We start from the raw sequence: 10288 nt of genomic DNA on the forward strand, positions 1-10288 counted from the left end.
GGAATACTCGTCGCGGAATTTCGCGGCGTGTAGACAGGAAATCGGCCGCGGAGTCAAGCTTTGGTCAGGCTTTGCGCCAAATATGCTCAGGACCACCAGGCAAGGCGCATCAGCGCACGCTGCTGGCGCGCGCCATATCCGGCTCGACCTTCAGCGGGGAGCGCGGATGCAAAAGCAGCAGAACGGTCAACAGGCTGCTGACGATGCCGATCGCGGCGATGAGGACGGCGTCTGAAGTCGTCCAGCCGGCGGCTTCGAGCGGCTTGGCGTTGAACAGGGCGAAGGAATTATAGCTTTGCTGGTGCGAAATCAGCAGGAAGCCGGTCAGATTGTTGCCGAGATGGGCGCCGAAGCCGGCACCGAGATTGCCGGTTGCATAGACCAGAAGCGTCAGCAGCAGCGCAAAGGCGGCGATCGAGGCCAGCACGCAGGCATTGATCGCGGCGCTCGAGCCTGGGCTCCAATGTAGCGAGGTGAACAGCAATCCCGGCAGCAGCGCCCAGATGAAAGGGTTCTGGAACCGGCTCGCCAGGCCCCTGAGCAGATAACCGCGAAACAGCATCTCCTCCGACGAGGTCTGCAGAAAGGTCAGCGCAGCGATCGGGATCAGGAACAAAAGCCACGAGGACAGGCCGATCGTACCGCGCGCAATATCGGGCTGCAGGCCGTAAAGCAGGATCTCGGAAAGCAGCGAGGTGATCAGCACGGCGGCCAGCCCTTTCAGGAACCCCGACCATGAAATGCGCCGGCTGACGCCGATCAGGGCCGTCAGCTTCTCGCGATGGATCCAGCGCATGGCAGCCCAAAGGCCGAGCCAGATTCCGGCAAACGAAGCCAGCGCCGCGAGGATGCCCGCTGGAGAGGCCATGAAATCCTGCACCGCTCCTCCACCTGGCGGGGCGGTGCCAGACGACGCCTGCCAAACGGCAAAGGAATAGGTGCCGCCGAACAGCACGGCGGCAGTGATTCCGAGCCAGAACAGGATGACGACGACCGTTCCAAGCAGAAGGCGCGGCAAAGTGGTCTTCTCGTTGGCGGTGTGCCGGTACTGTTGGAAGGCGGTCGGGTCGATCGTCACGCGGGCTCGCTGGCTGGTGCTTCGGCTCGCATGATCTAGAGCATCGGACGCAAAAGTGGAAACCGGTATTGCAGCGGCAATGCCGGCTTGTGGCAATGTCGGGGTGTGAGCGGCCGCCATTACAGGGCGACCGCCCTGTTTTGCGCGTCAGCGCACGACGTACACGATACGCCGGCTGCTCGGATCGACCAGCGCCGGCTGGCCGTTCACATAGACGTAGCGATAATCATAATCGGGTATCTCGCGCAGCTCGACGGTGTCGGGCAACATCGCGCCGGTAACCACCTCGCCTTCGAGATAGACCGGATCGAGCCGGTTCGTTTCGACATAGGTGCGGATTTCCGCCGGCGGCCGCCGGATGGGCTCGATCGCCTCGCCGGCAACGATCGCTCCGGTATAGCTGTCGGAATATTCGGCGCTATCGGCAGGCGGTGTCACGACGGCAATGTCGGCGCCGGCCGGACGCTGTGTCAGGACCACACGGCTGCCGCCGAAATCGGCCGTCACATAGTCGGAATAGACCCAGCCCTGGCCGTTGGCCTCGGCGATGGTGCACCATTTGCTGTTGGCGATGCAGCCGTCGAGCGTCGCCGACTGGCCGGCCGCGAGTACCCCGATGACCGGATATTGCGGGCCGGGGCCGGCGCGTACATTGAGATCGGTGATGGCCGAGACGGCGGTTTCGGCCAAAGCAGAGCCCGACATCGCTATGAGCGCTCCGGCCACCGCCGGAAACAATATGCGTTTCATGGTTTTCTCTCCGTTTCACAGTCCCTCGGGACCGAAAACGAAGCAAAGCGGCATGCGTTCCGGCTAAAAAGCCTCCGCCGGCTCACGATTTGTTCCAATAGTTTTCGGCAGGTCAGTCAAAAGCTCGTGAACAAAAGCAAGCTTTTGCGCCGCCACGTCGGAGATTACGAAGGGATACAGATCGGGCAGGCCCATGCAGCGGTTGATCGAGTTGGAAGCTTCCGACAGCACCAGCCAGCGGTCGAGGATCTTTTCGAAAGGCTCCGGCCTGGTGGCGGGTTCCGATGGTGCCGGCTGCAGCTCGCCGCCGGTATCGGCGCGCGGCAGCTCGTTGGCTTCGACGGTCTCCAGCCGGCCGAGCGGGAAATTCAGCGCATGCACCATCTCCAGCGTGTCGGTGATGTGCATGTGATGCGCCCATGTCTCGGCCCAGTCCTCCCACGGGTGCGACGTCGCATAGGCCGAGATATGGCGCTGCTGCCAGTCGGGCGGCGCGCCATCGGCGTAATAGGTCTTCAGCGCTTGTTCGTAGCCGGCGCGTTCGTCGCCGAACAAAGCGCGAAAACCGGCAAGCTTTTGCGGATCGTCACGGATCAGGCGGTCCCAATAGTAATGGCCGAGCTCATGGCGGAAATGGCCGAGCAGCGTGCGGTAGTTCTCGCCCATCTCGACGCGCCGCCGCTCGCGCTCAGCCGAGTCCGCCTCGGCGACGTTGAGCGTGATCAGGCCGTTGTCATGGCCGGTCAGGATACGCTCGCCACCGGGACCGCCACCGATAGGATCGGCAAGAAAATCGAAAGCGAGGCCGATCTCGTCGCCGGGATTCTGCTTGGATGCGACCGGCAGGCCGAAGGCGAGCAGCGAATAGACGGCACGCTTCTTTGCCGCCTCGACACGGATCCAGCGGCGGCGATTGCCGTCGACCGACAGATCCGGGATCAGCTGGTTCAGCGTGCAGGCGCGGCAGAAGGCGTGGCCAGGCTCCGCCATCCAGTTGCAGGCGCATTCGTCGGCGTTGGTGCATTGGAAGATGTCGTCGATGCCGGACAGCACAAAACGCGCATGCTCGGGATCATAGAGCACGAGGCTGGCGCAGTTCAGGCATTGCGCGTTCTCGAAATAGAGACGGTGGCCGCAATGCGGGCAGTCGAAAAGCTTCATTGGCGTCTCAAATCATTCGAAATGCGGAGGACGAGGCGAACAGGACAAGGCCAAACGCCTGTCACCGGCCCACGTTCCTGCCGGCCGATGCTATTTTGCCGCAAGCTGGGCCACGACCTCCCTGGCCACTGCCTCGCCCGACAATCTGGCGCCGCCGCAGGTCTGCATCAGCGGACCGGCCAAATGCTCGCCGGCGAAGAAGATCTTTTCCGCCACCGGCTGCATCAGCGTGGCGCGCGCTTGCGAGCGGCCGGGCCGCGCCGCCGCATAGGCGCCGCGCACAAACCGCTCAGCGCCCCAATTGGTCATCATTGCGCGTCCGACATGCTTTCGTACGTCGCCGCCAAAGATGCCGCAGAGCCGGTCGACGACGAAGTCGATGCCGGCCGCCTCGCCCGCCGCCGACATCTCCCAAGCGAAATCGCCGCCGACGAAACCGACCATCAAATCGAAGTCGAAGGGAAAGCAGAGGAAGTAGATGTCGTGCCGGGCCAGCCGCTCGATCAGCAAATCGTCGAACGGCTCCAAGCCAAGCCTCGTGCCGGATATTTCGACCGGCAGCTTGGTCAGCATGCCCATCGGCAGATCGAAGAAGGCAGCGAAATGCCCATCGGGGAGTGCGGGCGAGAACGCAATCTCCTCGAGGGCGAGCACTGCCGGCGAGGCGGTGACGATGACAGCCTTGGCGCGGATGGTACCGCGATCCGTGACGCAGGCTACGCCCGGCCCATCCCAGAGGATCTTGCGCACCGGCGTCGACAGCTCCACCGGCACGTCGGCGCCGAAGCGCGCAACCAGCGTGCCGAAGCCTTCCCTGGTGAAATAGTTCGGATCGAGATCGGCGGCGGCCTGAAAGTCGCGGATCGATATCTCGTCCTCGTCGGCGCCGAAATCCATCGGCCCCGCGAAGGTTGCGGCGGCGCGCGGCGCGTGGCCTTTGGCGAGCAATGCCGAAAGGCGGTCATCGTCGCCTTCCCTCACCTGACGTGCCGCCACCAGTTCGAGCAGTCTTGCGTCGGCCACCTTCATCGCGGCCTCTTCGGCTTCGCTTGCCTTTCGCTCGCGGTAGTAGAGATGATCGACATTCATGTCGTGGTGATGAAGCGTCCAGGCGGCGGCTTTCGCCTCGGGAAAGTAGGGATTGCGGTCTGCCGCATGCAGCCAGGCGCAGCCGATGTCGAACGGCACGCCGAAATGCTGGTCGCTGGTCCAGGCGCGGCCGCCGACGCGGTTCATCGCTTCTAACAATTTGAAAGAAAAACCGGCGGCGCGCAGGGTCTTGGCAGCCGAAAGTCCGGCCGAACCGGCGCCGACGATCACGACATCAACGTCTTTCATGCTTATTCTGTCCCCGCCACAATAATTACTTGATCGTAGGCAAATTCCCGGGCATCCGCCAGTGTGGTGGATTTGAAGTTCCTGCTGTATTGAGTGCATCGGCGCAGCGCCGGGACAGTGACAAGCAGGTGTTTCGCTGGCAAATTCGCAATTGGGAACGTGATTCAGGCAACCAGGAGAGCAGCATGGCATTTCTTGCCAAGGGGAAGATGTTTGTAGTGGCCACGGTGGTGGCGGTGCTTGCGCTGGCGACGGGCGCGCAGGCGGCGGCCAGTTGTGGCAAAAACGGCGCCGGCTTCGAGGCGTGGAAACCGGAGTTTGCCGCGGAGGCCAAGGCCGACGGTGTCGGCTCGAAGGGTCTGGCCGCTCTGGCTCGCGCAACCTACGCGACAAAGACGATCTCCGTCGACCGCGCCATCCATAAGGCTTTCAGCGGCTCGGTCGAAGCTTTCATGAAGCGCCGTGGCGCGTCCGCGATCATTGCCAGGGGCCGTGCGCTGAAGAAGGCCAATGCGGCGCTGTTCGACAAGATCGAACGGAATTACGGCGTGTCGCCGGGTGTGTTGATCGCCATCTGGGGTATGGAGACGGGCTTCGGTTCCGCCATGGGCAACCAGAATACGGTCTCTGCCATTTTAACGCTCGCCTATGATTGCCGCCGTCCGGAGTTCTTCTATCCCCATGCCATTGCAGCCCTGAAGCTGGTCGATCGCGGAGCGTTGAGCGCCTCGTCGGTCGGTGCCGCACATGGCGAGATCGGCCACACGCAGTTCCTGCCCGGAAATGTTTTGACGTATGGCGTCGGCAACAAAAATCTGCGCGACAAGAGCACTGCGTTGGCTTCCACGGCCAACTTCCTCAAGGGCCATGGTTGGCGGGCCGGAGCGAGCGCGCAGGCGAATATGGGCGCAATCGCTGGCTGGAATTCCGCTAGCGTCTATCAACAGGCCATCGCCCGCATGGCCACAGCCATCGATGCCGACTGACAGAAATCTCTATTCGATAGAATGATTCGACAGAAAGCCCGGCCATGCGCCGGGCTTTCTATTTCACGTCGAGCGCGTAGGAGCAGCCGGCGAGAACCTTGCCGGGATGTGAATTAACGGTTGAGACATTGAGCGCAATGTGCGTGGAAAATGTCATGCCGTCGGCTTCCTCGCTGCTTTCGACGAGCACCTTCTCGCCAAGGAATTTGTCCGGTGTCGAGATTTGCGCTGTGACGCCGAGCGCTCGAGCGAGATCGGGCGCGGAAACATCGTCAAACACCGCCATCGGCCCGGTCGCGGTAAGGACGACGGCCGCCGTTTCGCGCCCGAAGACGCCGACCGTGGCCGGCAGCTCGTATTGCCTGAGGAAAGGATTGCCGGCGGTGACTTCCTTCCAGCCAAGTTTTTCCGCCGCGCCGGGCTCACCGCTCAGCCACAAGGCGAATCCGTTATAGGCCGGCACGTCGGCCCTGCATTCAATCAGCGCGGCGAGGTCGAGCGAGGTGGGATCGAATTCCTCCGCTCCGGCTGCTGCCAGGCCCGCCAGCAACATCAGCGGAAGTCGCGTGGCGCGTCGCAAACTAACCATCGCCGACCTGTCACTTGCCTTTGATGACCTTCCAGATGTCGGTGGATTGGTCGAGCTGAAGGCTGTTTATGTCGGAGAAGCCAATTCGGCCGCTGCGCACCGCATCGCCCAAGCGCCGGCAGAAGAGGCTCGGCATGCGTTCCTGAGAAACGCCCATGAAGGCTGCGATCTCATGTTTGAACGTAATGGTCCATGTAGCGACAGCGGCGATGCATCCCGCCTGGGGATCCTTCTTCGTGATGTCCTGTCCGGTCTGGCAGCCCGCCAGAATGCCGATCATCGCCGTCAAAATCAAAAGACCAAGTCGCATTATTACAGCCCCATTGCCCAAAAAAACAATTGGACAATCCGGCCATGAGGTCAAGCAAGAAAAGCTCTGCAGCTGTCATTAGAAACAACTACATTAGCTCACTAAGAGTATGGATCCAGGCTAAGCAGGATTTTCATGAATATATACTTAGCCTTTACGACCACGCGCCGCCAGCGTGCGCAGCCTCAGCGCATTGAGGCGGATGAAACCTTCGGCATCTTTCTGGTCGTAGGCGCCGCGGTCGTCCTCGAAGGTGACCAGCGCGTCGGAATAGAGCGTCTTCCTCGACTTGCGGCCGGTGACAATGACGTTGCCCTTGTAGAGCTTCAGCCGCACGATGCCTTCGACGTCTTCCTGGCTGTTGTCGATCATCGCCTGCAGCATCAGCCGCTCGGGCGCGAACCAGAAGCCGTTATAGATCAGCTCGGCATAACGCGGCATGAACTCGTCCTTGAGATGGGCGGCACCGCGGTCCAGCGTGATCGATTCGATCGCCCGGTGGGCCGATATCAGGATGGTGCCGCCGGGGGTCTCGTAGACGCCGCGCGATTTCATGCCGACGAAACGGTTCTCGACCAGATCGAGCCGGCCGATGCCATTGTCGCGGCCGAGATCGTTCAGCGCCGCCAGCATCGTTGCCGGCGACAGTTTCTTGCCGTTGAGCGCGACGGGATCGCCCTTGAGGAATTCGATTTCGATCTCTGTGACCTCATCCGGCGCATCCATCGGCGAGATGGTGCGCTGGTGGACGAATTCCGGCGGCTCGCTCCACGGGTCTTCCAGCACCTTGCCCTCGGAGGAGGAATGCAGCAGGTTGGCGTCGACCGAGAACGGCGCATCGCCCTTCTTGTCCTTCGGCACCGGAATCTGGTGCTGCTCGGCGAAATTGATCAGATCGGTGCGCGACTTGAACGACCAGTCGCGCCAGGGCGCGATGACCTTGATGTCGGGGTTGAGCGCATAGGCCGAGAGTTCGAAACGCACCTGATCGTTGCCCTTGCCGGTGGCGCCATGGGCGATCGCATCGGCGCCGGTCTCCCTGGCGATCTCGACAAGATGTTTCGAGATCAGTGGCCGGGCGATCGAGGTGCCGAGCAGATAGGTGCCTTCATAGACAGCGTTGGCGCGGAACATCGGAAAGACGAAATCGGATACGAACTCCTCGCGGACATCGACGATGCGAATATCCTTGATGCCCATCATCTCGGCCTTGCGCCTAGCCGGCTCCAGTTCGCCACCCTGGCCTAGATCGGCGGTGAAGGTCACGACCTCGGCGCCGAGCTCGGTCTGCAGCCATTTCAGGATGATCGAGGTGTCAAGGCCGCCAGAATAGGCGAGCACGACTTTCTTGACGGCTTTTGCTTTCGACATGGTGGGCGGTTCCGCGACAGGATTCTTGCGGGCGAGGTATCACGGCGTTTCGGGGCTGCGCAAGGGAGGAACAGGCGCCTGGGAGCCGCAAGCGCTGGACCAGACGCCGTGGCGGCGAGATGCTGGCGTCGGCGAGGCGCCTGCGCTATAGGCTGCGCCTTCTTGTCCGAGGCCGCCAATGTCCTTCATTCCCGACAACGCTACGCTTATCCAATTCGCCATCGCGACGGTGATCCTGGCGATTACGCCTGGGCCGGACATGACGCTGTTCGTGTCGCGCACGCTGAGCCAGGGCCGCGCCACCGGCTTCGCCTCGATGGCCGGCGCGCTGTGCGGCACGCTGATCCACACCACGTTGGTGGTGGTCGGCGTCTCGGCGCTGATCGTCGCCTCGCCGATGGCGTTCTTCGTGCTGAAGATTTTCGGCGCCGGCTATCTGGTCTTCCTGGCCTGGCAGGCGATCACAAAAGGGTCGGCGTTTTCACCGGAGAAGAAGAGCGGGCCGCAGATATCGCTGGTTCGCAGCTGGGCGGCGGGGCTCGGCGTCAATCTGCTCAATCCGAAGATCATCCTGTTCTTCATGACCTTCCTGCCGCAATTCGTCTCCGCGCATGATCCCAATGCGCCGGGAAAGCTGTTCTTCCTCGGCGCGATGTTCGTCGTGCTGTCGGTCCCGGTGACAGCGCCGATGGTGCTGGCGGCGGAAAAATTCTCGGCGGCGATGAAAGCCAGCCCGCGCGTGACGCGCGTCGTCGACTATCTGTTTGCCGGAGTTTTTTCGGCCTTCGCGCTCAAGATCCTGACGGCCCAGGCGAAATAGGGCGTCCGATTTGACGCCAGCTCCCAGCCGAGCGGCCGGCGCTCAGCCAGTAGAAAATACCGCCGACCATGCCGCAGCCGATCACCGCCAGCATGACGCTTGTGTTGGTAACCTCGAAATTGGCGTCGTTCGTCTGGTGGACGAAGCCGAGGAAGACCGCCGCCACCGCCGCGCCCGCCAGTGCATAGAACAGCCAGTCGCGCCGGCCGAGGATTTCGGAAACCAGGATGGCGATCGCCGCCGGCATGAAAGCGAAATAGGCGACGAACAGCGCGACGAAGGGGACGGAAAAATAGAGGGAAGCCGTCGCCGCCGGCGGTGCCTGCTCCGGCGTGTAGCCCAGGGACGCCAGAAACATGATATTGAGAAATGCGCTGGCCGCCAGCGAGGCGACGCCATAACCGATCAGGATGACGGCGAAGCGGATCAGATAGGCGACGACGCGATTCACGCCTCGCCGTGCCCTGCGATCATCATCGCTTCCAGCGCCAGCCGGTCGACTTTGCGCATGCGCTCGGAGTCCGATTTGAGCTGGCCGCAGGCGGCGAGGATGTCGCGGCCGCGCGGCGTGCGGATCGGCGAGGCATAGCCGGCATTGTTGATGTAGTCGGCGAATTTCTCGATCGTCTCCCAGTCCGAGCACTGGTAGTTGGTGCCCGGCCACGGATTGAACGGGATCAGATTGATCTTGGCCGGGATGCCCTTGAGCAGCTTGATCAGCGCCTTGGCGTCCTCGATGGAATCATTGACGTCCTTTAGCATCACATATTCGAAGGTGATGCGCTTGGCGTTGGACAGGCCGGGATAGGCACGGCAGGCAGCGATCAGCTCGTTGAGCGGATACTTCTTGTTGATCGGTACCAAAAGGTCACGCAGATCGTCATTGGTAGCGTGCAGCGAGATTGCCAGCATGACGCCGATCTCTTCGCCGGTGCGGAAGATTTCGGGCACGACGCCCGAGGTCGACAGCGTGATGCGCCTCTTCGACAGGGAAAGCCCGTCGCCGTCGGATGCAATCAGCAGCGCCTTCTTCACCGCCTCGAAATTGTAGAGCGGCTCACCCATGCCCATCATGACGACGTTGGACACTTTCCGGCCCTCGGCCGGCACGATGGCGCCGTCGGGCGTGTCGCGGTCGGGGAAATCGCCGAGCCGGTCGCGAGCTGTCAAAAGCTGGGCGAGGATTTCTTCCGCCGTCAGGTTGCGCACCAGCTTTTGCGTGCCGGTGTGGCAGAAGGAGCAGGTCAGGGTGCAGCCGACCTGCGAGGAGATGCAGAGCGTGCCGCGGCCTTCTTCGGGAATGTAGACGGTCTCGATCTCGACCGGCCGGCCGGCGCCGCGCGGCGGAAAGCGGAACAGCCATTTGCGCGTGCCGTCGGAGGAAATCTGCTCCTCGACGATCTCGGGCCTGGCAACGGTGAAATGCCTGTCCAGTGCGGCGCGCAAATCCTTGGAGATGTTGAACATGCCGGCAAAATCGGAAACGCCGCGCACATAGATCCAGTGCCAGAGCTGCTGGGCGCGCATCTTCGCCTGGCGCTCCGGCACGATGCCGGCGGCGACGAGGGCGGCCCCGAGTTCGGCGCGCGTCAAGCCGATCAGCGACGGCTTTTCAGGCGTCGTGCGGGTGCGCAACGCGTCACGCGCGCCTTCGGCGGTAAGATCGAATGAAAGGGTCATTGTTGCGCCAATATAAGCGATTTGCGGCCGATTACAGCATCGTGCCCGAAATGAAGCGCGGCGCATAGCACAGGTTGATGGCGGAGTCATGCAGGGGGTTCTTCCTTCTCCCCTTGTGGGCCTGTTGCGTAATTCGCTGATTGTGATTCTCTGAGGTGGACGGTCTGAGGGAATCGCGATGGCAGTGAAGCAGACGGGCCAGTTG

At 62.2% G+C, this 10288-nt stretch carries 11 protein-coding genes; 3 read left to right on the forward strand and 8 right to left on the reverse strand.

What is annotated here, in order from left to right:
- Nucleotides 1-109: 109 nt before the first annotated feature.
- The 4 genes from NKH71_RS29820 to NKH71_RS29835 all read right to left on the reverse strand — a co-directional run bounded on the left by NKH71_RS29820 (nucleotide 110) and on the right by NKH71_RS29835 (nucleotide 4327).
- Entirely contained in the window at nucleotides 110-1078 is a 969-nt protein-coding gene (locus tag NKH71_RS29820) for a CPBP family intramembrane glutamic endopeptidase (RefSeq protein WP_352790066.1), read from the reverse strand.
- A gap of 147 nt (nucleotides 1079-1225) precedes the next feature.
- The gene (locus NKH71_RS29825; protein WP_023721909.1) at nucleotides 1226-1828 is read right to left on the reverse strand and encodes a DUF1236 domain-containing protein; all 603 of its coding nucleotides are present in this window, start codon (nucleotides 1826-1828) and stop codon (nucleotides 1226-1228) included.
- A 63-nt stretch (nucleotides 1829-1891) separates the two neighbouring features.
- A complete protein-coding gene (locus NKH71_RS29830) occupies nucleotides 1892-2989 on the reverse strand; it encodes a zinc-binding metallopeptidase family protein (protein WP_352481078.1) in 1098 nt (365 codons plus the stop codon).
- Between the two features lie 90 nt (nucleotides 2990-3079).
- Nucleotides 3080-4327, reverse strand: a complete 1248-nt coding sequence (locus NKH71_RS29835; protein WP_352790068.1) for a flavin monoamine oxidase family protein — start codon at nucleotides 4325-4327, stop codon at nucleotides 3080-3082.
- 185 nt (nucleotides 4328-4512) lie between these two features.
- Between NKH71_RS29835 and NKH71_RS29840 the strand changes: the two genes are divergently transcribed.
- Complete coding sequence (locus tag NKH71_RS29840; protein ID WP_023721906.1) at nucleotides 4513-5313, forward strand: lytic murein transglycosylase; 801 nt, start codon at nucleotides 4513-4515, stop codon at nucleotides 5311-5313.
- 58 nt (nucleotides 5314-5371) lie between these two features.
- Here the strand turns inward: NKH71_RS29840 and NKH71_RS29845 are convergent, their stop codons facing one another.
- On the reverse strand, nucleotides 5372-5866 hold the full coding sequence (locus tag NKH71_RS29845) for a hypothetical protein (protein ID WP_352495991.1): 495 nt from the start codon (nucleotides 5864-5866) through the stop codon (nucleotides 5372-5374).
- A gap of 13 nt (nucleotides 5867-5879) precedes the next feature.
- Here NKH71_RS29845 and NKH71_RS29850 point away from each other — a divergent pair, with 13 nt between their 5' ends.
- Nucleotides 5880-6260, forward strand: coding sequence for a hypothetical protein (locus NKH71_RS29850; protein WP_352516116.1), 381 nt, complete (start codon nucleotides 5880-5882; stop codon nucleotides 6258-6260).
- Between the two features lie 99 nt (nucleotides 6261-6359).
- Here the strand turns inward: NKH71_RS29850 and NKH71_RS29855 are convergent, their stop codons facing one another.
- Nucleotides 6360-7583 carry an argininosuccinate synthase gene (locus tag NKH71_RS29855; RefSeq protein WP_352481074.1) on the reverse strand — a complete coding sequence of 408 codons (1224 nt, stop codon included), beginning with the start codon at nucleotides 7581-7583 and terminating at the stop codon, nucleotides 6360-6362.
- Between the two features lie 178 nt (nucleotides 7584-7761).
- Between NKH71_RS29855 and NKH71_RS29860 the strand changes: the two genes are divergently transcribed.
- Nucleotides 7762-8403 carry a LysE family translocator gene (locus tag NKH71_RS29860; protein WP_023721902.1) on the forward strand — a complete coding sequence of 214 codons (642 nt, stop codon included), beginning with the start codon at nucleotides 7762-7764 and terminating at the stop codon, nucleotides 8401-8403.
- On the opposite strand, the gene NKH71_RS29865 is transcribed toward NKH71_RS29860, so the two are convergent.
- A complete protein-coding gene (locus NKH71_RS29865; protein ID WP_023721901.1) occupies nucleotides 8375-8854 on the reverse strand; it encodes a hypothetical protein in 480 nt (159 codons plus the stop codon). The genes NKH71_RS29860 and NKH71_RS29865 overlap by 29 nt on opposite strands.
- Complete coding sequence (rlmN, locus tag NKH71_RS29870) at nucleotides 8851-10083, reverse strand: dual-specificity RNA methyltransferase RlmN (protein WP_352481073.1); 1233 nt, start codon at nucleotides 10081-10083, stop codon at nucleotides 8851-8853. The genes NKH71_RS29865 and rlmN overlap by 4 nt, the downstream gene beginning before the upstream one ends.
- Nucleotides 10084-10288 lie beyond the last annotated feature (205 nt).

Source organism: Mesorhizobium sp. M0983 (assembly GCF_040318975.1).
Classification (GTDB): Bacteria; Pseudomonadota; Alphaproteobacteria; order Rhizobiales; family Rhizobiaceae; genus Mesorhizobium.